Consider the following 23,848-nt stretch of genomic DNA (forward strand, 5'->3'; position numbering starts at 1 on the left):
CTTTATCTAATGTTATTACTGATAATATTCTAAAATTATGTATTTTTTAGTAATTAGGGAAATAAAATAGGAGTTGGATAACCAACCCCTCTTTTTACAATAATTAATCCATTTTGAATCTTTGTTTGAATTTGTCTATTCTTCCACCTTTTTCTATGTTCTTTTGTTTTCCAGTATAGAAAGGATGGCATTCTGAACATACTTCAACTCTTATTTCGTCCTTAGTTGAACCAGCCATGAAAGTATTTCCACAAGCACAGTGTACTTCAACTGCATTGTATTTTGGTTGTATATCTTTTTGCATTCTTAGTCACCTCTTTTTCAATTATATTCTAAATTAATTATATTAATTTTAAGTTTTCATCTTCAACTACATCATTATATCACATGTTTTTTAGTGATACAAGGATTTTTGTATTTCTTCATTATATGATTTTAGGTTTATTAATTTTACTTAATGCTTCTTATGAATTCTTCATTATTTTTTGTTTTCTTTAAAGCTTCGATTAAATTATCTGTAACTTCTAATATAGAATTGTTGCTCATTTCTTTTCTCAATTTCCATAAAGCTGTTTTTTCTTCTTCTGAAAGTAATAAGTCTTCTCTTCTTGTTCCTGATTTATAAATATCTACAGCAGGGAATATTCTCTTCTCAGCAAGCTTTCTATCTAAATGTAATTCCATATTACCAGTTCCTTTAAACTCTTCAAAGATTACATCGTCCATTCTAGACCCCGTCTCTACTAATGCAGTTGCAAGTATTGTCAACGAACCACCTTGTCTAATATTTCTAGCTGCACCAAAGAATTTTTTAGGTCCATGTAATGCTCCTGGATCAAGACCTCCAGATAGTGTTCTTCCTGTTGGAGATATTGTTAAGTTATAAGCTCTTGCTAGTCTTGTTATACTGTCAAGAAGTATTACAACATCTTTACCATGTTCAACAAGTCTTTGTGCTCTATTTAGTACCATTTCTGCTACTTTAACATGGTGACTTGATACTTGATCAAATGTCGAGTAGATAACATCTCCATTAATAGACTCTCTCATATCAGTAACTTCTTCTGGTCTTTCATCAATTAATAAAACTATTAGCTCTACATTAGGATGGTTTTTTGCAATACTATTAGCTACACTTTTAAGAAGTATAGTTTTACCTGCTTTAGGTGGTGCGACAATAAGACCCCTTTGTCCCTTTCCTATTGGTGAAATTAAATCTATTAATCTAGTTGATATTTCATGTTGACTTTTTTCTAATGTCAGTCTTTCTTCTGGATATATTGGCGTTAAGTTAACAAAAGATTTTCTATTTATACAAGTTTCTGGTTTTTCGTCATTAACTTTTTGTACAAATAATAATGCTCTGAACTTTTCTCCTGTTTTTGGATGTCTTGTTATGCCTCTAACTTTATCTCCTGTTTGAAGATTGAATCTTCTTATTTGAGATGGAGATACATATACATCTTCATCTGTCGATTGATAGTTAGAACCTCTTAAGAAACCAAATCCATCAGGAAGTATTTCTAAAACTCCAACTACTTCATCATCTTTAGAAGTGTTAAACTCATTAATTATTTTAGATTCTTCAACAACTTTTGGTACATAATTACTTTTATTATTTCTCTGATTTCTATTTTCCATACCTGAAGTTTTATTATTATTATTGAAATTACGAGAATTGTTTTGATTTTCTCTACTATGAGTTTTTACATAAGGTCTATTATCTGATTTATCTACAGTTTTAATATTTTCCGTATCGCTATTTCTATTAAACTGTTTATTTCTGTCCCCGTTATTATCTATGTTTTCTCTTCCCTGTTTTTGTACTTTAGCCTCTATATTTTCTTTATTATTATGTAACATACTTTTGTCTTCTTCATTTGTATTATCTTTAGGACTGCTGTTGATTAACTCAACTAACTCATTTTTCTTATACTTAGTAACTGATTTTATATCTAATTCCTTAGCTATCTGTCTAAGTTCCGCCAAGGTCTTTTTACTCAATTCTTCCATTGTTATATTTTCCAAATTCAAATGAACCTCCTCATATTTTATTTAAGGCTGTAATTAAGTTTTAGTTTTATAGGGAATATAGGGTGTGAAAAAGAAAAGTAATCATTTTTAAATATGAAATTTAATAAAATAATAATATCATTATTAAATATCATGGTCAACACGTAAAACTCCTAGTTCTCATCTTTTTTATTATTTTTACTATTATTTGTAAATTTATTCATCAAAAATAAAGAAAGTGGACAATCCGTCCACTTTTTATTATTCCATATTATATTTTTTCATTAAATCAATAAGAATCTCATTTTTATCTAAGTTGTGTATTGCGTCTACAAATCTTATTGTTCCTGTCTTTCCCCTCATTACAATAGATTCAGTTTTAGCTTTGTTATCTCCAACATTTATTACACCTTTTAATAAATTTCCCTCTGTAATTCCTGTTGCAGCAAAAAATAAATCCTCACCTTTAGCCAAGTCTTCTAAAGTTAATTTTTTTTCTATATCTTCATCAGATAATCCCATTTCATGACATCTATTTCTTTCTTGTTCACTCATAGGATAAATTTGTGCTTGCATATCTCCGCCCATGCACTTTATAGCCGCCGCTGTTATTACACCTTCTGGTCCTCCACCAATTCCCATAAGCATATCTACACCTGTTTCTTCAAAACAAGTTGCAATACCTGTAGCCACATCTCCATCGCCAAACATTCTTATCTGACAACCTAGTCTTCTAGCCGGTTCAATTATATAATTATGTCTTTCTCTATCTTGAGTCATTATTGTCATTTGTGTTGTTTTTTTACCTAACGCTTTTGCAACATTTAATATATTTTCTTCCACACTTTTATCTAAGTCTATACATCCTTTTGCTTTCGGTCCAACAACAATTTTTTTCATATATGTATCTGGTGCACGAAGTAGTGAACCTTTTTTACCAATAGCTATTACTGATATTGCGTTTGGAAGCCCTTTTGCTATTAATGTAGTTCCATCAAGTGGATCTACAGCTATATCAACCTCCATACAGTCCTCTGTTTGCAATCCGACTTTTTCCCCAATATATAACATTGGAGCTTCATCTAATTCTCCTTCACCAATAACTACCTCTCCATTTATTTTTACAGATTCAAAAGCTCTTCTCATTGCTTCTACTGCAGCACCATCAGCTCCATCCTTATCTCCTCTTCCCATAAACTGAGAAGATACTAATGCAGCCGCTTCCGTTACTCTTACAAGCTCTAATGCTAAATTTCTATCCATTAAATTCCCATCTCCTTTATTATATTCCATTTAAAATTATATATTATATACTTATTTTAGTAAATAGTGTAGTATATATTTGTTTTATATTTACCATTTCTAGCAATATGGTATACTATTTCTTTTTATTATATCACGCCATATAAGTTATATATTTCTTAATACTAAAAATTTACTTCAATTAAGTAATCATATAAATCCTTCACCTCGAAAAGCTAACTTATTCAAGTCAATTAGATTGGATATAAAAAGAAAAAAGCATTCTAAAATATTTAAACTAATATTTTAGAATGCTTTTTATAAAATAATATTTGTTGTAATAAATCTGCTTCTTTTTCTCCATATATACGATATCCTAATGAATTTATACGACTGGGCTTAAGTATGCCAATTTCATCATAGTATCTAAGTGTCCTAACGCTGACACCGGACAGTTATGCAAACTTCTTAGATGTATATTCCATATACACGCCTCCTACAACTTTATAATAAAGGGTTCCCTAACGTCGGAGTCAATATCTTTTTTATATTTTTTAACTTATTTTATTATTTATCTACAACCTGCTAATATACTTTATATTTATAATCTATTTCATAAAAAATTCGCTTCGCTCATACCGCCAACGAGATGCCTTCGCTCCGCTTCAGACAACGACCTTGCTAAAAATTAACTTTTTACATTTCAATATTTGTTGATATTACTTAATTCCGCGAGTTTTACACAGATTTGAGAGCAATTATAATATCCTTGCATATAAAAAAAAGCTAGTCTTAAAAGACTAGCTTTTCTCTATAAGGACCAAGCTAACATTCTTATTAGCGTTGATACACTTGTTAATATAAAAATTACAGCTATTCCTATTGCTATAATTTTAGTCATTTTTTTCTGCATATTTTTAGCCATTTGAATCACCTCTCTAAGTTCTACTTCTATTTTTTATCAGCATCTTCAAGGCTAACTTTTTTAAGATATTTCATAAAATCATCTCTTAATTCATCTTTTTTAAGAGCAAAATCTACAGTGGCTTCTAAGAAGCCTAATTTGTCTCCTACATCGTATCTTCTTCCCTCAAAATTATATGCATACATAGCCTCTTTTTTAGATAGTCTTTTTAAGGCATCAGTTAATTGAACTTCTCCACCTTTTCCTATAGGTAAATCTTCTAGTATATCAAATATTTCAGGTGTAATTATATATCTTCCTAAAATCGCAATATTAGAAGGCGCTTTATCTATATCAGGCTTTTCAACTAGATCCTTAACTTTGTAAACTCTATCTTCTATATGTTTAGCATCTACTATACCATACTTATTTACATTTTCACTTTCAACTGTTTGAACCCCAAGAATAGTAGTTCTATATTCTTCGTAAGCATCCATAAGTTGTCTTAAACATGGAACATCATTATCTACTATATCATCTCCAAGCATAACTGCAAAAGGTTCATCGCCTATGAAACTCCTTGCACAGTGTATAGCATCTCCAAGTCCCTTAGGTTCCTTTTGTCTTATATAATAGATATTTACCATCTTAGATATATCTCTAACTATTTCTAGTAATTCCGTCTTCCCTTTTTGTTCAAGTTCTAATTCTAACTCTACTGATTTATCAAAATGATCTTCAATAGATTTTTTATTTTTACCAGTTATTATTAATATTTCCTCTATTCCAGAAGCCACTGCTTCTTCAATTATATATTGCAAGGTTGGTTTATCAACAATAGGTAACATTTCTTTTGGTTGAGCCTTTGTTGCTGGTAGAAATCTTGTCCCAAGACCAGCAGCAGGTATAACCGCTTTTCTTATTTTCCTTTGCATAATGCTATTCCCTCCAATAATCTTAAATATAATACGTTATATTAATACTTATTTTATCATCATACTTATAGTTTTGTCATGTTTATTATTGTCTAATCAATCATTTCTCAGCTAATAATTTTTCTAATTCATTTACTAATTCATCAAACTTGTCTATTGTCTTTTTAATAGGTTTTTGACTATTTAAATCAACATTATTAGATTTTAACAGATTTAAAGGATAATCTGAACCACCTTTTTTAAGGAAATTCAGGTAATTATCTGGACCATTTTTTAATATGTCTTGAGCACAAGTAACTGCGCTACAACACCCTGTAGCATATTTATATACATAAAAACTATTATAAAAATGCGGTATCCTAGCCCATCCTACCATAGATAATGGATCAACTTCAAAGTCATCACCATAATATTTTTTAAGCAACATAGACCATTTATCATTTAATACTAATGCATTTAGTTGCTTATTATTTTCTGCTGCTTCATGTATATAATCTTCAAATTCAGCATACATAGTTTGAGTATATAGCGTATTTTTTATAAAATCTAAATACATGCTAATATAATAAGCTTTTTCTTTATTATTTGTTGCATTTTTAATTAAATTTTCATAAAGTAAAACTTCATTTGTTGTTGATGCAACTTCATGAGTAAAAATAGATGGAGAAGAATTATAAAAGTTTTGATTTTTAGTGCTTAAATATTCATAGGATGCATGACCAAGTTCATGTATTAATGTCGATACACCTCCTATAGAGCTATTGTAGTTAAGCAGTACATATGGATGATTATCATATACAGATAAACAGTATCCTCCACTAACTTTATTTTCTTTTGAATATACATCTATCCATCTTTCATTAAATGCTTTGTATATTATACTTCCATATGCATCACCTAAAGGTGCTAAAGCAGAATATACCATACCTTGTGCTTTGTCATAGGATACAACTTCTTCACATTCACTAACAATAGGTACAAACATATCGTAGTAATATACTTTATCTAAATTTAAAACTTTTTTTCTAAGACTAATATACTTGTGTAAACTATCCGTATTATTGCTTACAGTCTTTATTAATCCTTTATAAACTTTTTCATCTATATTATCTGAGTCTAAATACATTTGTAAAGATGAATCATAATTTCTTACTGATGAATAAAAAACATTTTTATTAACCTGCCCACTTAATAAGCCTGCCAGAGTATTTATATTATCGTTATATGGTATAAATTCATTTTTATAAGCTTCCACTCTTTTTTCTCTGCTATAGTCTTGTATAGCATTCTCATATTCTGCAGGAGTTATATCAGACTTCTTGTCCATATTTCTAAATAAATCATAAACATTGCTAGGCAATCCATTTATAGATGACATGTTTGATAATATAGTCTCGCTCTTATCATCTAAATAATGTTTTTTATTTCTTCGAATATCTTTTATATACATTCCGTACTTGTTATTAATTTTTTTATCTGATAAGTATTTATTGCAATCTTTATCTGATAATTTAAGTATTTCTAACTCAAGCTGAGATGTAATATTCATATACCTAGAATAAGATTTTTTTATTTCTTCTGTCATGTTTAGATATTCATATGAACTCTTATTTAAATCTTTTTTTAACTTAGCATAAGCTGATAGAGAATTTAACTTTATATCAAGTTTTTCCTTTATTCCCATGCCTAAATATAAATGTGTTTTAGACTTTGTTAATTTTCCTATGTAATTTTCCAGCTCATTCATATCTTTATTAAATTTTTTTAAATCTTTTATCCATGCATCATCATTTTTATATAAGGTATATAAATTCCAACAATATTTACTATAATCAATTTCTTTTTTAGGCTTCTCTTCATCTTTTTCATTTTGTGCAAAAGCTGTAGAGTAAGTACTGTAAATATCTTGTCTTGTAGTATAAATCCCAAATAGTAATAAAAAAACAATTAATAATTTTAATAACTTTCTGCCCATAAAAAGCCACCCTTTCATCAAGTTACTTAATAATAGGATGGCTTATTTTTTACAAATTATTCAATTTTATATACTGTGTATAACCATGACTTATCCACAATGTTATTCACATATCAACACCCTTTCTTTTTCTTATACTTTAGTATTTTCAATGGTTTTATATTTATAAAATTATATCACTTCACCATATTCCTCCTATTTATCAACATTTTTTACAATCTTATCAACAAATTTTATACCTTTTTGTTGATATTTATATTTTAATTGCTTACAACTTTAGTTACCAACACAGTCATATCATCATCTACCTCTCCAAGCTGTAATTCTAAAGCTCGGTCTAAAATTTGATTTGCAATTTCCTTTGGATTAGTTGTTGTAAGTTTTTTAAGGAAGTATATCAACCAATTCTCTCCGAAGTCATTATTCTTACCAGCATCAACAATACCGTCAGAGACCATTATTATAAAATCACCATTCTTTATTTTCACATTGTGTCTATCTAAGTTTATTTCAGATAGTATTCCAACTGGTAGTGAAGATGATGAAATTAAATCCACATCCTTATTTTCTCTACTAATATATGTTGAGCAAGCTCCCATTTTAACAGTTTCCAATCTTCCTTTTTTCAAATCAACTATACCTAAATCCAGCGTTGAAAAAATTTCTTCTGATGATTTAAGTAAAAGCATATTATTTATTGTGTTTATGACTATTTCTTTGTCAATTTTAGCTTCCATCATATTTTCCAAGATGTCTATGGTAACAGATGATTCATCGTATGCTTTTTTACCTTTTCCCATACCATCACTTATTGCCATCATATATTTACCATCGTAAATTTCCATAAATGTATAATTATCTCCACAGAATATATGACCATCCCTAGACATGGCTGCTGCTTCTGTGACCACTTTAAATTTCTCAGCTTTTGTAAGGATTGCTTTACAATTTTCTCCTAAACAATGGCACCCGATCTTTTGAATATCTAAAGTTTCTCCTACAAAGTTAGAAATAACTTTTAATAATTTATCATCACACAAGCAACCATCTCTACAATTTTTCATTTCAATGGTTATTTTAAAATCATCGTTTCCTTCTTGAATATAATTAACCTTGTCCACAATAATATTATGTCTTTGTAATTCATCAAAAATTTCTTTTTCTTTATCTAAATTCAACATAATGTCTTGTTCTAAACTTTTGGATATACATTCTATTGATTTTGATATATCTTTTATTTGTTTTGATATAACTTGTCTACTTTCACTTAATTTCATATTCCAATCATAGTCTAGAGCATATAGTTTATAATAATAGTTAGCTACTCTTACAATTAGCTCTGGCTTCATACACTCTTTCCTAAAGCTTTCTGGAATATCTCTTGTACTTATCTCACCATCCTCTATTTTTTCAATTATTTCATAGATTAAATTATAAGTGTAATTAAATTTTGATTCCCAACAAATTCGTTGCATACTACAATACTGACATTCATCATTATGAATCATATCAATTATAGCGGAGATATCTCTTTGGCCTATTACTTTGTCTCTTTCTCTTACTTTGTCAAAAGTGTTAGCCAACTCATTATATACTCTTTGTATATTCATAAGTTTGCTATTTGTTAAATTTTTACTTCTCGTTATATATTCATAAACAGCCTCGTTAGAGTCCACCTTAGTTTTTACTAATTTCTCCATCTTATTAAAAAGTGATTTTGGTATTAGAGAAACTATTAAACAACCTATGGCTATATCAATTATTTGTGATAAATTTGAAGTTATTCCTGAAGTATAGGAATATATTATAATCCAACTTAATAAATATCCTAATATAGAAATATATTTATTTAATTTATTAAATGCCCCTGATACAAGGCCAGCAAAAGAATATACTCCCATATATAGGGCCGATACTACGTTAGATATCATAAAACCTAAACCAACAATAACTCCACTTGTAGCACCCAGAGTTGAACCTCCAAGTATAGATGCTATAAGTATTAACACTGTTGCTAAAACTCCCCTAGCTGAAACACCTAATAAACCTATATTGCCTATTCCTATAATACTAAAGGCAATTAATAGGCTGAGGGAAACTACCTCCTCGGGACTTATATACATCTTGTTCTTGTTATTAAGTAAGAACTTTGTCCCAAACGAAAATATGTATGCTGAAATAAATGTAACTACAAATTCCATAAGAATTATTATAAAATCGTATATGTTTTTATTACCATAGTATGCTGTTTGTCCTAAAGACATTGGAAGCAATATTACTGCTCCTAGCAAACTAATTTTGGCTACAGAGTCTAATTTTTTAATCTTATTACTAAAAGCTAAAATAATAACTAAACATATACTGTACTTAACAATATATGATATATCATTGAAAGATAGTAGTGTGCCTACCAAAGTTGATAAAAATACTTGATATTTATACTGATCTAATTTAACAAAAAATAAGAAGAATGCTATTCCAAAGGGTGCTACCCCATCCACAATGGTGAACCGACTAAGAAAAAATCCCAGCAACATAAAAATTGCCGTCTTTGTGTTTATATATTTATTTATTTTTATTTTATTTAAATTAAAGCCTCTACTTTTTACAGCAACTCCATCTCTATCCATAAAAAATCTCCTCCTTTGTTTAACATGAATTATATCAAAGGGGAGAATTATATTTTGTCATAATTGGTTTTAGTATTCCTAAAAAATTAAGACATATTTTTTGAGTTTTGACACATTAAGCCTTCCAAATTATCGTACTCACTTATCATTATTTTTTCAATTTCTAACTTTTCCATTACAATATGTAATATTTTTACACCAGCCGTTATAATATCTGCTCGTTTTGGTTGTAGCCCTTTTAAGGCTTTCTTATCATTTAATGTCATGATTTTTAAATTTTGTAGAATTTTTTCTAAATCTTTTTTTGTGACCACACTATTATGAACTTTTTCCATAGAATATACCTCTAATTGTTGATTCATAGCAGAAAGTGAAGTAATTGCTCCCCCAATTCCTACTAATTTGCTTATATTCATTGTTTCAATTTTATTAATAGTCGATGATATAGTATCCTCTATAAAGTTTGTCATAGAGCTAAACTCTTCATCACTAATAGGATCTGTTGTAATAAATTTTTCTGTCATTCTAAGAGCTCCTACATTTTCACTCTTGCAAAACTTAATACCCTCTTCATTTCCAACAACAAACTCTGTAGAGCCACCTCCAATATCGATTACTAATATATCTTCTTTTTTATCACCTTCTGTGCCTTCTAGTACGCCCATAAAGCCTAAATTAGATTCTTCTTCTCCACAAATTATCTTTACATCTATATTTGTTAATTTTTTTGCTTCATTAATAAAGTCTTGTCCATTTTTACTATCTCTCAAAGCTGATGTTCCCATACAATACACTTTTTCACACTTTTCCTCATTACATTTATCAGAGAACTCTTTAAGAGCCTTTAAATTTCTTTCTAAAGCTTCATTTGTAATATAACCGTCTTGGTCAACTCCTTGACCTATTCTAGTTGTATTTATGTACTTCTTTCTATTCTCTATTTTATTATCGTTATAATCTGCTATTAATAACCTCATTGAGTTTGTACCAATATCAATTGCTCCTATTTTCATGTTATTCCTCCTTATTAAAATTCAATCCTGTTCATATTGTCTACCATATCTCTTAGTTATAGTTTTTAATAAATCAGTTTGCAAACAATATATTATAAATATTCCTTCAAGTAATAATCTTACTTAAATTAATATTATTATAAACTAAAAAGAGATAACTTAGTTATCTCTTTCACTTGAATCTACATATATTATTTCATTTGATTTAATCATACCTAGCTCATTTCTTGCTACTGATTCTAAATCATTATCTTTACTTAATTTTTCTAACTTACTTATTTCCTCTTTAGTATTTTCTATCTGGTTGTTTATTTGTGCTATCTGGCCTTTATATTCATTTACTTTTCTAATCTGAAATATAAATCCAGTGATGATACTAAACACTAAAAAAAATACAAATAAGCCTAAAATCATATACTGCCCCATAAATCTTTTTAACATCTTTATCTTCATGCACCTACACCCTTTTTATTTTTTCTTTTTCTCTTAGTTGATAAAAGTATACTTGGTATATAACAAATAATATCAAATATAAGGTGTATTGAATAGATAATAATGTAATACAAATTATTTAAAAAACTGACTATGTAGTATATAGTCTTTTTGAATAAGCTTGTTATAAAAGAAATTATTTTATTGAATGCAATCAAAATATATTTACTTATGGTGTTATAATATAAAATAAAACCTAGAAATAAGGCTACAAAATGATAATATCTTAAGTCAAATCTTTCTAATAAATTAATTGTTGTGAAGATTACAGCTGTTATAAGTATCCAAAATATAACATCAAAAACAAAAGATATTTTTTTTACTATTTTAAAATTTGTTCTTAGTGATCTATATAAATCAAATAATAGCCCTATTACTATTCCACCATAAAGAGTTAAATAAAATATATTTATGTCCTCTATAAAAAATCCCATTATTTAAATACCTTTTTAAAGAATTTTTCTTCAGGCTTTTTATCCTTGGCATAATTTATAGAGTTTACAGTGCCTTCCACACTTATTATACTTTCTTCCAAATTAAGCTTATTCATATCCAAGCCCTCACCTTCCACAATAAGTCTTCCTGCAGAAGTTAAAAGCTCTACTCTCTTATCATTAAAAGAATATATATGATCTACTCCTGATATAACTAGATTAGATCTGTCCTTTAAACTTATACTATGTTCCATCATATCCCCCCAGTATATATAAATTACTCCTAATATAAATATACTGAGGTTATTCAAATATTATTCTATTATCTCATACATTTCCTTAGCTTCAGCCTTAAGAACATGTTCTCTTATTTCAGTTATTTTAAATTTCATTATTTTTTCTCCAAAAGTAATTTCTAATACATCACCTATGTTTACTTCTGAAGATGATTTTGCTTGTTTCCCATTTATAGTAACTATCCCTTTATCACAAGCTTCCTTTGCCACTGTTCTTCTTTTTATTATTCTTGATACTTTTAAAAATTTATCTAGTCTCATAGGGCCTCCTTAATATGCAGAAAAAGTGTGGGAAGCCCACACTTTTATCTATTATTAATCACTATTATGTTCTTATTTGTTTATAGCTTCTTTTAAAACTTTTCCAGCTTTGAATACTGGAGCTTTAGAAGCTGGTATGTTTATAACTTGTTGTGGGTCTCTTGGGTTTCTTCCTTGTCTAGCAGCTCTTTCTCTAGTTTCGAAAGTTCCAAATCCTACTAATTGAACTTTATCTCCTTCAACTAGTGCATCTTCAACTGAAGCCATAAATGCATTTAATGCATCCTCTATTTGTTTTTTAGTTAATTCTAACTCACTTTTTTCTGCCATTTTTGATACTAATTCAGCTTTATTCATTATTTTTACCTCCTAAAATGTGTTAATATAAAACTCTTTTCTTGTAAGTTCTATATACTTATGAAATTTCCTTCTATTATTTATTGAAATTTAGCCTTTTCCCATAGTTTATCCATTTCTTCCAATGTCATTTCTTCCAATGTCTTATTCATTAATTTAGCATTATCCTCTATAAATTTAAATCTTTTTATAAATTTTTTACTAGTTAGGTTTAATGCTTCTTCAGGATCAACTTGCAAAAATCTAGCCAAATTTACTATTGAAAATAATAAATCGCCTAACTCTTCCTTTATGTATTTTATATTCCTTGATTTACATTCGTCAAGTAGTTCTTTATATTCTTCTTCAACTTTTTTACAAACATCGCCAATATTGTCCCAATCAAATCCTACTAGGGAAGCTTTATGTTGTATTTTTTCTGCTTTAGTTAGAGCCGGCAAAAATTGCGGAATCCTTTGTAACCCCTCAGTCACACTGGTTTCACCTTTTTCCTTCTTTTTCAGTTCTTCCCATGTTTTATCAAATTTATTCATATCTAGCTCAACATTTTCAAAAACATGCGGATGTCTGTGTATTAACTTGTTACAAATACTACTTGAAACATCTCCTAAATTAAAAAATCCTTCTTCTTCTCCTATTTGACAATGGAATATAACTTGTAAAAGTACGTCTCCCAGCTCTTCAATTAATTCATCAATATCATCATTATCAACAGCTTGTACTACTTCGTAAGCTTCTTCAATTAGATATTTTTTTAAAGTCTGGTGAGTTTGTTTTGCATCCCATTCACAACCTGATGGACCTCTAAGTTTTTTCATTATATTTTGCAAGTCATGAACTGTATTATATAATTTTTTATCACTCTTTGGTATGTATAAACTTGTTAAGTAACTAAATAGTTCAGGTTGTCTATCAAGTTCATATAATTTTACATAAGCCTTACTTTCTAATTCTTTTATTCCTGCACCAACTACTATGCAAACTTCTTGTTCATCATCGTAATGTTCCATTAATTTTAATTTAACATTTGATGCAATAAAAGGATCATATATTTGCGTTATTATAGTATTTGTATTTATATCTATATAAGACTCTTCTAATTCAAAAGCATCTAATAATTTAAATCCTTCTGCTGGGTCAACCCCTAAGTAATTGTACATAGCATCTACAAAGCTCATAGAAGGGATTATATCCAATTCTAAGTTGTTTTGTATACATAAACCTTCTATAATGCTTACAGTCTTCTCTGCCACGCGAGGATGACCTGGTACAGCGTATACTAAGTCTTCACTCTTACCTTTTTCTACTATAAATTTCGCAATTTCTCCATATACTTCTTCAAAATTCTCTTCTTTTTCATAAAAATAATCTAGAGCAGTATATTGAATTTTTTCTTGTAACTGCTCTACAGTTGGATGTTTCTTAGTTCTTAAATAAACATTAGAACTAGTACTTAAGGCATCTAATGCACCTTGACTAATCAAAGAATAATCTCCAGGTCCTAGTCCTACAATAGATATTTTTCCCATGATTTTTTCTCCTATATACGATGATAAGATTATATACATTAATATAATCTTATCATCTATTTATATACTATCTTCTATTTCATTAATTTAAGTTTTCTTAAAATCGAGTAAATTTTTTCACCTTTTGGTAAAGTTAAAATTTCATCTTTTCTAATTCCACCTATTCCTAATAACACTAATCCATAAACAACCCCACCAATAGCTATTGATACTAAAGTTGATAATGAATTACCTAAGAAACCTACTATAAATCCATATGATAATTTAACAACTACATACATTGTTATAACTGTTATCAATGGTTTTATAACGAATTCTTTTGGTGATAATCTTAATTTTAGATGTTTCTTTATATACATAAACTCTATTATAGATGCTACTGCATATGCTGACAAAGTACCTATTCCAGAACCTATTATATTTATTGATGGTATACCTGTTAATACATAACTTATTACTACTTTAAATACCATACCTATAGCTAGAGCTATAACAGGCATCATAGGTTTTCCCATCCCCTGTAGTATACCATTTTGTGCATATATTAAACCTAAAAATACTGCACATGGAGACACTACAAATAACATGGTTCCAAGAGTTGCTGGTTCAGCAGGGTATAATAGCTTCATTATCGGTCCTGAAAGAGCTGCAAATCCAAATGTAGCTGGTAAAGTAACTAATAATATAGTCTTTAATCCTGTCTTAGCTTCTTTTCTTACTCTTTTCATTTGCTTTAATGCATAAGCTTCTGAAATAGATGGTACTAAACTCATACCTATTGCTTGATCTATAACTACAAGTAAGTTTACAGTTGATATTGCCATTCCTGATAATTGACCAAGTAGAGAATTGGCTTGTTCTATATTAAATCCAGTTTCTGTAAGTCTTCTTACTACTATTACACTATCTACCATATTTACTAATGGCATTACACATGCACCAATACTTATAGGTATAGCAACATACAATAATCTTTTTAATATAGTTCCTGTACTTTCAACCTTTATATGCTTACTTTGAGCTATTTCAGCTTTTCTAGATTTACTACTTCTTAAATATATGTAAATTAAAAATACAGCAGATGCGAATCCACCTATTGCAGCCCCTAGTACTCCACCAGCAGCTCCCATTTGCTCTCCAAAGTTTTTCATAAGCATATATGCCAATAATAATCCTAATACTACCCTGAAAAACTGTTCAATTATTTGAGAAATAGCTATTTTAGACATTTCTCTTCTTCCTTGGAAATATCCTCTATAAGAAGACATCAAAGGAACAAATAACAATGCGGGAGAAATAGCAATTAATGCTGCATATGCTCCACTATTTTTCAACAGTACTGTAGATATAAAATCTGCACCAAAGAAGAAAAATGAAAATGATATCAATCCAGTAATAAATAAAACTGTATATGATATTCTAAATGTTTTATTTGCCCCTCCAAAATCCCCTACAGCTCTTTGCTCTGAAACTAGTTTTGCTAGTGCAGTCGGAAACCCTGCCGTAGCTAACGTTAAGAATAAAGTGTACACTGGATATACGGCTTGATAATATCCTAATCCCGTTGAACCAATTATGTTTCCCAGAGGGATTCTAAAAAATGCTCCCATTATCTTAACAATTATACCTGCCATTCCAAGTATAAGTGCACCTTTTAAAAACGATTCTTTATGTGCGTTATTGTTCATAACTTACCTCCATATTATTTATATAACAAACTTTAATATATCATATCTATATCAGTATATTCAATAACTTAAGATTTTTTAATTATTTAGAAAACAAATTTTTTAAAATATTAAAGGCCCTTATAATAAGGGCCTAATAATAATTTATTGTACTTGCTTTCCTAAAAAGCTAGTTGCAATTTTTAGAATTTTTTCTATGTCTTCAGAGAAGACTTCATTCTCTTTTGTAACTACTGAAATTGAACCTATACAATCTCCTGAATCACTTATAATCGGCATAATAATCTGACCGCTATATGGAGTAGAATCATCTTTGTGTAAAGGTATCATTTTATTATCGTTAGCATGTTTAACTACTCTATTTTCAATTAATTGCTCTAATTCATTACTTATACTTTTTTCTTTATAATCTTTTTTAGGTAACTTAGATACCGCTATTATAGAGTCTAAATCTGTTACTACAACACCTTGACCTAATATTTCACCTAAAGTTTCCGCATATTCTTGTGAGAATTCGTTTAATTCTCCTATTGGAGAGTACTTTTTAAGGATTACTTCTCCGTCTTTAGCTGTAAATATTTCTAAAGGATCTCCTTCTCTTATTCTAAGGGTCTTTCTAATCTCTTTAGGAATAACAACTCTTCCTAGGTCGTCTATTCTTCTAACTATTCCTGTAGCTCTCATTTATTAATTAATCCCTCCATTACTGTCTTTAATATGTATATATTTTTACCATTGATAAGAAAAATATACAAAAAAAGCTATATCCTAAATTGGACATAGCTTATTATATTAAAATTTAGCAGATTTTACAATATCTTCTTTTTCTTCTATCTTAGAATCTTTCTTAAGTTTTTCAACATACTCAGTGTATTTTTCACTTGCTAGTGTGCTCTTTATTTGATCTTTTACATCATCATATGTTTCTTGTTTGTCGACTCTATCTGTAACCTTTATTATATGATAACCATATTGTGTTTCTACTAGATCAGATATTTCTCCTGGTTTCATAGAAAAAGCTGCATCTTCGAATTCAGTTACCATTTGATTTCTACCAAATGTTCCTAAATCTCCACCACTTGATGCTGATGCATCTTGAGAATATTCTTTTGCAACCTTCGCAAAATCTTCTCCAGCCTTAACTTTAGCAAGAGCCTCCTCTGCCTTTTTCTTAGCTTCTTTTTTCTTTTCAGCTGATAATTCTTTACCCTTATCATCTTGAGTTTTTAATAATATATGAGAGGCTGTTACAGTATCAGTATAGAAACTTTTTTTATTATCTTCATAATATTTTTTCATATCCTCTTCTGATATTTTTGTATCTTTCTCAAATTTTTCTTGTAAGTTGCTGTTAGCTAAGTCTCTTGCAAATTGGAATTTTAAAAACTCTTCATCTATTCCCATCTTTTTAAGTTCTGCTTGGTAATCAGCATCATCTTTTGTAGTTTCATTAAAACTATCTATTTGCTCTTGTATTTGTTTATCTGTAGGCGCAACCTTTTCTTTTTCTGCTTGTTGATAGATAACTTCAGAACCTATCATTGTTTGAAGTACCATGTCTCTTAATGTATCTTCATACGTTTTACCTTTTTCTATTTCAGTAGACCAAATATCACTTCCATAGTAAGATTCCATTGATGATTTGTTTAAAGCTAATAATTTTTCGTAATTTCCTAAAGTTATGTCTTGTCCATTTACAGTTGCAACTGCTTTTTTGTCTGCACTACATCCTATTAATGACATTGTCATCATTAAACACAGGATTAAAGTAAATATTTTTTTCATAAAACACCTCTCCAAATTAATTATTTAATTTTAACATTTTTTCTAATAGTTCTTCTAATTCCTTAACAATTTTGTGACCCATTGTTTCTTTTGTTTTGTATCTAGTTAAAGGGTATAAAATTATCTCATTCTTAACTTGTCTTACTTTTTCTATTTTAAGTTTTTTGCACATAGATTTTATATAGGCAATATTTAATAATGTTTCTACAGGCTTAGGTATATCAGAAAATCTATCTTCAAGTTCATATTGCACTTCTGCTAAATCATCTTTATTTTCTATGCATGCAATTTTCTTATACATTTCTAATTTTATTAATTCATCATCAATATAATAATCTGGAATATATGCATTAACACTTAAATCAATTTCAACTTCCACTTCTTCAACTATAGGTTCTCCTTTAACCTTTCTTATGGCATCGTTTAACATTTTAACGTATAAGTCATATCCAATAACCGCCATATGTCCATGTTGTTGGGATCCTAATATATTTCCTGCACCTCTAATTTCTAAGTCCCTCATTGCTATTTTAAACCCTGATCCAAATTCTGTAAACTCCTTGATAGCTTTTAGTCTTTTTTCAGCTACTTCACTTAAAACTTTGTCTTTTTCATACATTAGATACGCGTAACCTTGTCTAGAACTTCTTCCAACCCTACCACGTAACTGATATAGTTGTGCTAATCCCATTTTATCTGCATCATAAATTATCATAGTATTTGCATTGGAAATATCCATTCCTGTTTCAACTATTGTTGTACAAACCAAAACATCATATTCCTTATTTAGGAAATCTATTATGATATTTTCCAGCGCTTTTGCAGTCATTCTACCATGAGCAACAGCTACTCTAGCATCTGGTACTAATTCTTGTACTTTAGACGCAATTCTTTCAATTCCTTCTACTCTGTTATATACAAAGAATACCTGACCACCTCTAGCTAACTCTCTTTCCACCTCGTCTTGTATAATACTTTCTTTAGCTTCTGTAACATAAGTTATAACAGGGTGTCTTTCTTGTGGTGGATCTTCTATTACGCTCATATCTCTAATTCCACTAAGAGACATGTGTAGTGTTCTCGGAATAGGCGTTGCTGATAAAGTTAATACGTCTACAGTATTTTTTATTTTCTTTAAAGATTCTTTGTGTTTAACCCCAAATCTTTGCTCTTCGTCTATAACTACTAATCCTAGTTTAGGTAGATCTATATCTTTTGAAACAATCCTGTGAGTTCCTATTAAGATATCAACTAATCCTTTTTTGGCATCTTCTATAATTTGCTTTTGTTGTTTTGGAGTTTTAAATCTACTTAAGACTTCTACTCTTAATGGATAGTTTTCAAATCTTTCTTTAAAGGTATTGTAATGCTGTTGGGCAAGAATTGTAGTAGGAACTAGTACAGCAACTTGTTTTCCATCCATACAAGCCTTAAAAATGGCTCTGATAGCCACTTCTGTCTTACCATATCCAACATCTCCACAAACTAACCTATCCATTACCTTGGAAGATTCCATATCTTTTTTAGTTTCTTTTATTGCTTTTAATTGATCTTCTGTTTCTTCATGAGGGAATAAGTCTTCAAATTCTTTTTGCCAAATGGTATCCTTTGAGAATTTAAATCCTTTAACTTTTTCTCTTTTAGCATAAAGTTCTATAAGATCTTTTGTCATATCTTCTATTTCTCGTTTAACCTTAGCTTTTGCTCTAGTCCATTCACTAGTTCCTAATTTATTTAATTTTACTCTTTCAACATCAGCACCAATATATTTTTGTACCTTGTCCATTTGGTCAATAGGTACATAAAGGTTGTCTCCACCTTGATAAATTATTTTAATATAGTCTTTCTTGATTCCATTTACTATAACTTGCTCAATACCCGTATATCTACCTATACCGCTATTTTCATGAACAACATAGTCTCCTATATTTAAATCTAAAAAAGAATCAATCTTTTGTCCATTTTTATTCTTTTTCTTTTTCTTCTTTGTGGAAGTTCTTTTTTGAACTCCTATTATTTCATTATCAGTAATTACTACGAATTTAATAGATTTATATTCAAAACCTCTGCTTATATTTCCCGGGCAAATAATTATTTGAGAAGATTTAATTTCTACATCTCTATTTTTTGAAACTATGGTTTCTACATTAAACTCAAGTAAATCTTTACTTAATTTCTTTGCTCTGTCTAATGTGCTTGTAACTAATACAACTTTATTTCCATTGTATTTTAGTCTGTTTAAATCTTCTGCTAAAAGTTCTAATTTACCATTATAGGGAGGTATTTCCCTGGAATCAAAGTTAATAACTCTCTTTATATTAAACTCATTTATCTGTCTTACTAATAAAGTATTTAATAATATAGATCTATTTTCTATAAGATAACTTAAATCATTATAAGTATAAATTAACTTACCTTGGCTTTTTAGGGCTAATCCCCTTTCCAAGTTTACTTTGTAATTATCTTTAAATTCTTCAAAGTAATTCTCACATTTTTCCTTAAGTCTAGTAACATCTTGGGTAAAAATCACTGCATCTTCATCTAAGTAAGTAAAGATACTTTTATTTTCCTGAGGATAAATATAATCAATGTAGTTTTCTACTCCTTCAAAATAAGTTTTACTTGATATCTTATCGATATTAGAAATAGCATCATCATCTGTATTGTCATTAATTTCTTTTTTCAGGTTTTTTACTATTTTATCCAATTCCTCAGGATATATAAACTCTCTTGAAGGTGTTATTACAATTTTTTTTATTTTTTCTATAGACATTTGTGAGAACACATCAAAAGTTCGTATAGAATCTACTTCATCATCAAATAATTCCATACGAATAGGGTTAGTGTACTCTAGAGAAAAAATATCTATGATTCCACCTCTTATGCTAAATTGACCAAATCCTTCTATTTTGGAAACTCTTTCATATCCTAAATTCACAAGGGTATTAGTTAATTTTTCTATATCAACAGTATCTCCAACTTTGTAAGTTATTACATTGTCTATCAATACTTTCTTCGGTATATATTTTCTTAAAATAGCTTCAGCAGAAGTTACTACAATAACTTTTTCTCCCTTAGCTAATTTAAACAATGTCTTTAATTTTTTTGCTTCTTCTCTTCTGTCCTTTGCATCTAAATGATAAAAATAAATATCTTGACTTGATAGATATTCTACCTTTCCCTTAATATAGCCATCTAAATCTTCATAAACTTTCTTTGCTTCTAAATCACTATTGGCAATAAAAAGGATTTGTTTTTTTAATTCTTTAAATACGGAATAAGCTATATGTGGCTTTTGCATAGGTAATAATCCATTAACTAATGCTGCACCATCACTTTCCTCAATATAGCTTATAACTTCCTTATATTCATTTAAATTTTGCAAAGGATATAATAATACATCCTTCATGATAGCCCTCCTAATTATTTTCCGTTAAATTTATTCATTGATAAATCTATGTCTTCTCTAATAATGCAATCTATTGCTTTAACTGCTTTTTCCAAACCATCTTTTAAATCTGCTTCCTCTTCCTTACTAAATCTAGAAAGAACAAAGCTTGCTAAATCTCTTCCTGGCTCTGGCTTAGAAACGCCAACTCTAACTCTTGGGAAATCTGTTGTTCCTAAACATTTTACAATAGATCTCATTCCATTATGAGTTCCACCGCTACCTTTTTTTCTTATTCTTATTTTACCAACATCAAGATCTATATCGTCATAAATTACCACAATGTTGCTTGTTTCAACTTTATAAAAATTATATATTTCAGCTAAAGATTCTCCACTAAGATTCATATATGTTATAGGCTTCACAAGAACAACCTTCTCAGTTCCTACTCTACCTTCTCCTATTAAAGCTTTGTGCTTCATTTTAGTTACACTTATTCCATATTCATCCGCTAAAATATCTATTACATTAAATCCTACATTATGTCTTGTATTCTCATATTGCTTACCCGGATTCCCCAGGCCTACTATTATATACATTATTATCCTCCTTTATAGATTTCTACTTAGAATGTCAAAATATAAATTAATTATATCTTTTTGTGTTAATATTATTAAAATTGTAGCCAAAGATATAAATGGCGTAAAAGGAATTGATGATTTTATAGATTTTTGTTTTCTCAGAAGTACATATCCTCCATAAATACTAGCCAACATAAATGATAAAAATATCATATATAAACAGTACTTATCTCCAAGTACAAAAGTACATAGTCCATAAAAACCTATATCACCATCTCCCAGTGATTTTGTTACTTTTGCCAAAATATATGATAGTATAATACCTATAAATAATCCCTTTAGGTGACTCATTAAGTTAACATTTAGCTCTTTGTTCAATAAAAAAATAACACTCTGCATAATTATACCACTAAGTATTGTTATATCATATACATAAGTTGTTTTAAAATCAATTATTGAGACCATTGTTAAAAAAGGAATTAACAGCATGTAGCTTACAGTCTGCATGCTTAACTCATACTTAGTATATATTAAAATGGGTATTATCATGTTTGGTAAAAATATTAATATCTTGTTGCTTAAATTTTTATCCATGGAATTGTCTAATCCGTAGATGATTTTTTCTGAAATATAGGATAAAATAATAAAAATTATTAGTATTGTAAAATATATCATAGTTTATTTTTGTAATAATAGTATGTTTTTTGCCCCAATATTAAATACGACTTTCATCGATATTTTTCCTTTGATATTTAAGTATTTAATATTATCGTTTTTTATTTCAAGTTTTATACATATTTAAAGGGGATAACAAAAATGTTTCCCCATTTCAACTTACATTTATACTGTTGTTTATAATATAATAATCATCAAATAATTATATAAAATTCATATACCAATTAATAATATTTTCCCCATTTATATTTTATCATCTCTAATAGTAACTACCTACACATTTATTAACATAGTCAAAATCACTACATCTGCTAAGAGCAATTTCCTTAGCAATCCTACCTTGTTGATATAGTTTGATTAAGTCTTGATCCATAGTATGCATACCCTTACTAGTTCCTGTTTGAATAGTATTTTGAATCTGATAGGTTTTATTTTCTCTTATCAAATTTCTTATGGCCGGTGTTGCCATCATCACTTCTGTAGCTGCCACCCTACCATTTCCATCAGCCGTTGGTAGCAATTGTTGAGATATTACCCCTTCGCATACTGTTGATAATTGTGTCCTTATCTGTTGCTGTTGCTCTGGAGGAAAATTATCTATTATCCTATCAATAGTCTTTGCCGCTCCTATAGTATGTAGTGTAGAGAATACTAAGTGACCAGTTTCGGCTGCTGTAAGTGCTATTGATATAGTTTCTGGGTCTCTCATTTCACCTATAAGAACAACATCTGGATCTTGACGTAGAGCAGCCCTAAGAGCTGAGTTAAACGATTTTGAATCACTTCCTATTTCCCTTTGATTTACTATGCTCGTTTTGTGATTATGTACGTATTCTATTGGGTCTTCTAACGTTATTATGTGAGCTTGTCTATTTTCGTTTATCATGTCTATTAAACTTGCTAAGGTTGTAGATTTACCACTTCCTGTTGGACCTGTTACAAGGACTAGTCCTTTGTATTTTTCTGTGAAAGCTTTTAGTGTTTCTGGTAGGTGTAACTCATCAAATTTAGGTACTTTTGCGTTAATCGTTCTTATTGCCAGCGCATAGTCTCCTTTTTGTTTATAGGCGTTTACCCTAAAACGAGTTCTATCTTCTAGTGATGCTGAAAAGTCTAGTTCTCCTATACTTTCTACTATTTTAAATCTGTCTTCTCCAGCTATTTCTTCTACCATTTCTTTTGTATCTTCTTTTGTTAGTATGATGTCAGATAGTTTTATAAATTTTCCTTTTATCCTTGCCATTGGAGATGAATCAGTTGTGATGTGTATATCTGATGATCCTAGGTTTACGGCTTCTTTTAATAAATTAAATATATTCATTTGTTACCTCTTTTATTATTTTTTTATTTAAGTACTTGTATTCTATCCATGATGCACTTTATATAAACCACTATTGTTTTTATATATTAAGTTTACTTGTTAATAAATCAAAAGGAGCTACTACTAATATTCATATGTTATCTATTGATACTAATCATTATACGAATATAAACCTTTGTCATCTTTCTTCTTATTAAACATCACTTTCCTCCTGAAGTTTAATATAATAATCTATACTATTTTACATTTTATACTCAAGCACCATAATACTTTAAATTATTTATATATAATTTAAAGTATTATCACTTATACATATAAAAATCCCATTT

Annotated in this window: 21 protein-coding genes; all 21 read right to left on the reverse strand. The window is 29.0% G+C overall.

Features of this window, described 5'->3' with window-relative positions; all coding sequences use genetic code 11:
* Positions 1–103 precede the first annotated feature (103 nt).
* Entirely contained in the window at positions 104–304 is a 201-nt protein-coding gene (rpmE, locus tag QX51_RS13680; RefSeq protein WP_039680454.1) for a 50S ribosomal protein L31, read from the reverse strand.
* 146 nt (positions 305–450) lie between these two features.
* Positions 451–2,034, reverse strand: a complete 1,584-nt coding sequence (rho, locus tag QX51_RS13685) for a transcription termination factor Rho (protein ID WP_139045048.1) — start codon at positions 2,032–2,034, stop codon at positions 451–453.
* Positions 2,035–2,274: 240 nt separating this feature from the next.
* Positions 2,275–3,276, reverse strand: a complete 1,002-nt coding sequence (gene glpX, locus QX51_RS13690) for a class II fructose-bisphosphatase (RefSeq protein WP_039680455.1) — start codon at positions 3,274–3,276, stop codon at positions 2,275–2,277.
* 272 nt (positions 3,277–3,548) lie between these two features.
* A complete protein-coding gene (locus tag QX51_RS20055; RefSeq protein ID WP_330376090.1) occupies positions 3,549–3,710 on the reverse strand; it encodes a MerR family DNA-binding transcriptional regulator in 162 nt (53 codons plus the stop codon).
* A 496-nt stretch (positions 3,711–4,206) separates the two neighbouring features.
* The gene (gene galU / locus QX51_RS13695; RefSeq protein WP_039680456.1) at positions 4,207–5,094 is read right to left on the reverse strand and encodes a UTP--glucose-1-phosphate uridylyltransferase GalU; all 888 of its coding nucleotides are present in this window, start codon (positions 5,092–5,094) and stop codon (positions 4,207–4,209) included.
* A 100-nt stretch (positions 5,095–5,194) separates the two neighbouring features.
* A complete protein-coding gene (gene pepF, locus QX51_RS13700; protein WP_039680457.1) occupies positions 5,195–7,069 on the reverse strand; it encodes an oligoendopeptidase F in 1,875 nt (624 codons plus the stop codon).
* Between the two features lie 260 nt (positions 7,070–7,329).
* Positions 7,330–9,699 carry a stage II sporulation protein E gene (spoIIE, locus tag QX51_RS13705; RefSeq protein ID WP_039680458.1) on the reverse strand — a complete coding sequence of 790 codons (2,370 nt, stop codon included), beginning with the start codon at positions 9,697–9,699 and terminating at the stop codon, positions 7,330–7,332.
* Between the two features lie 86 nt (positions 9,700–9,785).
* Positions 9,786–10,712: a Ppx/GppA phosphatase family protein gene (locus QX51_RS13710; protein ID WP_039680459.1), complete on the reverse strand. Its 927-nt coding sequence runs from the start codon at positions 10,710–10,712 to the stop codon at positions 9,786–9,788.
* A gap of 159 nt (positions 10,713–10,871) precedes the next feature.
* Positions 10,872–11,165, reverse strand: coding sequence for an FtsB family cell division protein (locus QX51_RS13715; protein ID WP_052233060.1), 294 nt, complete (start codon positions 11,163–11,165; stop codon positions 10,872–10,874).
* Positions 11,162–11,638, reverse strand: a complete 477-nt coding sequence (yabQ, locus tag QX51_RS13720; protein WP_039680460.1) for a spore cortex biosynthesis protein YabQ — start codon at positions 11,636–11,638, stop codon at positions 11,162–11,164. Before yabQ ends, QX51_RS13715 begins: the two co-directional genes overlap by 4 nt.
* Entirely contained in the window at positions 11,638–11,892 is a 255-nt protein-coding gene (gene yabP / locus QX51_RS13725) for a sporulation protein YabP (RefSeq protein WP_039680461.1), read from the reverse strand. Before yabP ends, yabQ begins: the two co-directional genes overlap by 1 nt.
* Positions 11,893–11,952: 60 nt before the next feature.
* The gene (locus tag QX51_RS13730) at positions 11,953–12,195 is read right to left on the reverse strand and encodes an RNA-binding S4 domain-containing protein (RefSeq protein ID WP_039680463.1); all 243 of its coding nucleotides are present in this window, start codon (positions 12,193–12,195) and stop codon (positions 11,953–11,955) included.
* A gap of 72 nt (positions 12,196–12,267) precedes the next feature.
* The gene (locus QX51_RS13735; protein ID WP_039680464.1) at positions 12,268–12,552 is read right to left on the reverse strand and encodes an HU family DNA-binding protein; all 285 of its coding nucleotides are present in this window, start codon (positions 12,550–12,552) and stop codon (positions 12,268–12,270) included.
* An 80-nt stretch (positions 12,553–12,632) separates the two neighbouring features.
* Entirely contained in the window at positions 12,633–14,081 is a 1,449-nt protein-coding gene (gene yabN, locus QX51_RS13740) for a bifunctional methyltransferase/pyrophosphohydrolase YabN (RefSeq protein ID WP_039680465.1), read from the reverse strand.
* A 74-nt stretch (positions 14,082–14,155) separates the two neighbouring features.
* Positions 14,156–15,769, reverse strand: coding sequence for a putative polysaccharide biosynthesis protein (locus tag QX51_RS13745; protein ID WP_039680466.1), 1,614 nt, complete (start codon positions 15,767–15,769; stop codon positions 14,156–14,158).
* A gap of 144 nt (positions 15,770–15,913) precedes the next feature.
* Positions 15,914–16,453, reverse strand: coding sequence for a stage V sporulation T C-terminal domain-containing protein (locus QX51_RS13750; protein ID WP_039680467.1), 540 nt, complete (start codon positions 16,451–16,453; stop codon positions 15,914–15,916).
* A 108-nt stretch (positions 16,454–16,561) separates the two neighbouring features.
* Positions 16,562–17,554, reverse strand: a complete 993-nt coding sequence (locus tag QX51_RS13755) for a peptidylprolyl isomerase (protein WP_039680468.1) — start codon at positions 17,552–17,554, stop codon at positions 16,562–16,564.
* A 16-nt stretch (positions 17,555–17,570) separates the two neighbouring features.
* The gene (gene mfd, locus QX51_RS13760) at positions 17,571–20,963 is read right to left on the reverse strand and encodes a transcription-repair coupling factor (RefSeq protein ID WP_039680469.1); all 3,393 of its coding nucleotides are present in this window, start codon (positions 20,961–20,963) and stop codon (positions 17,571–17,573) included.
* Positions 20,964–20,977: 14 nt separating this feature from the next.
* Positions 20,978–21,541: an aminoacyl-tRNA hydrolase gene (gene pth, locus QX51_RS13765; RefSeq protein WP_039680470.1), complete on the reverse strand. Its 564-nt coding sequence runs from the start codon at positions 21,539–21,541 to the stop codon at positions 20,978–20,980.
* 12 nt (positions 21,542–21,553) lie between these two features.
* Positions 21,554–22,117 carry a prepilin peptidase gene (locus QX51_RS13770; protein WP_242842745.1) on the reverse strand — a complete coding sequence of 188 codons (564 nt, stop codon included), beginning with the start codon at positions 22,115–22,117 and terminating at the stop codon, positions 21,554–21,556.
* Between the two features lie 340 nt (positions 22,118–22,457).
* Positions 22,458–23,519: a type IV pilus twitching motility protein PilT gene (locus tag QX51_RS13775; protein ID WP_039680472.1), complete on the reverse strand. Its 1,062-nt coding sequence runs from the start codon at positions 23,517–23,519 to the stop codon at positions 22,458–22,460.
* Positions 23,520–23,848: the final 329 nt, after the last annotated feature.

The organism is Terrisporobacter othiniensis (genome assembly GCF_000808015.1).
Classification (GTDB): Bacteria; Bacillota; Clostridia; order Peptostreptococcales; family Peptostreptococcaceae; genus Terrisporobacter; species Terrisporobacter muris.

Coding starts and splice junctions, on each gene's coding strand:
- rpmE (WP_039680454.1), bottom strand. CDS start 304: ATGCAAAAAGATATACAACCAAAATACAATGCAGTTGAAGTACACTGT.
- glpX (WP_039680455.1), bottom strand. CDS start 3,276: ATGGATAGAAATTTAGCATTAGAGCTTGTAAGAGTAACGGAAGCGGCT.
- galU (WP_039680456.1), bottom strand. CDS start 5,094: ATGCAAAGGAAAATAAGAAAAGCGGTTATACCTGCTGCTGGTCTTGGG.
- pepF (WP_039680457.1), bottom strand. CDS start 7,069: ATGGGCAGAAAGTTATTAAAATTATTAATTGTTTTTTTATTACTATTT.
- spoIIE (WP_039680458.1), bottom strand. CDS start 9,699: ATGGATAGAGATGGAGTTGCTGTAAAAAGTAGAGGCTTTAATTTAAAT.
- QX51_RS13710 (WP_039680459.1), bottom strand. CDS start 10,712: ATGAAAATAGGAGCAATTGATATTGGTACAAACTCAATGAGGTTATTA.
- QX51_RS13715 (WP_052233060.1), bottom strand. CDS start 11,165: ATGAAGATAAAGATGTTAAAAAGATTTATGGGGCAGTATATGATTTTA.
- yabQ (WP_039680460.1), bottom strand. CDS start 11,638: ATGGGATTTTTTATAGAGGACATAAATATATTTTATTTAACTCTTTAT.
- yabP (WP_039680461.1), bottom strand. CDS start 11,892: ATGGAACATAGTATAAGTTTAAAGGACAGATCTAATCTAGTTATATCA.
- QX51_RS13730 (WP_039680463.1), bottom strand. CDS start 12,195: ATGAGACTAGATAAATTTTTAAAAGTATCAAGAATAATAAAAAGAAGA.
- QX51_RS13735 (WP_039680464.1), bottom strand. CDS start 12,552: ATGAATAAAGCTGAATTAGTATCAAAAATGGCAGAAAAAAGTGAGTTA.
- yabN (WP_039680465.1), bottom strand. CDS start 14,081: ATGGGAAAAATATCTATTGTAGGACTAGGACCTGGAGATTATTCTTTG.
- QX51_RS13745 (WP_039680466.1), bottom strand. CDS start 15,769: ATGAACAATAACGCACATAAAGAATCGTTTTTAAAAGGTGCACTTATA.
- QX51_RS13750 (WP_039680467.1), bottom strand. CDS start 16,453: ATGAGAGCTACAGGAATAGTTAGAAGAATAGACGACCTAGGAAGAGTT.
- QX51_RS13755 (WP_039680468.1), bottom strand. CDS start 17,554: ATGAAAAAAATATTTACTTTAATCCTGTGTTTAATGATGACAATGTCA.
- mfd (WP_039680469.1), bottom strand. CDS start 20,963: ATGAAGGATGTATTATTATATCCTTTGCAAAATTTAAATGAATATAAG.
- pth (WP_039680470.1), bottom strand. CDS start 21,541: ATGTATATAATAGTAGGCCTGGGGAATCCGGGTAAGCAATATGAGAAT.
- QX51_RS13770 (WP_242842745.1), bottom strand. CDS start 22,117: ATGGATAAAAATTTAAGCAACAAGATATTAATATTTTTACCAAACATG.
- QX51_RS13775 (WP_039680472.1), bottom strand. CDS start 23,519: ATGAATATATTTAATTTATTAAAAGAAGCCGTAAACCTAGGATCATCA.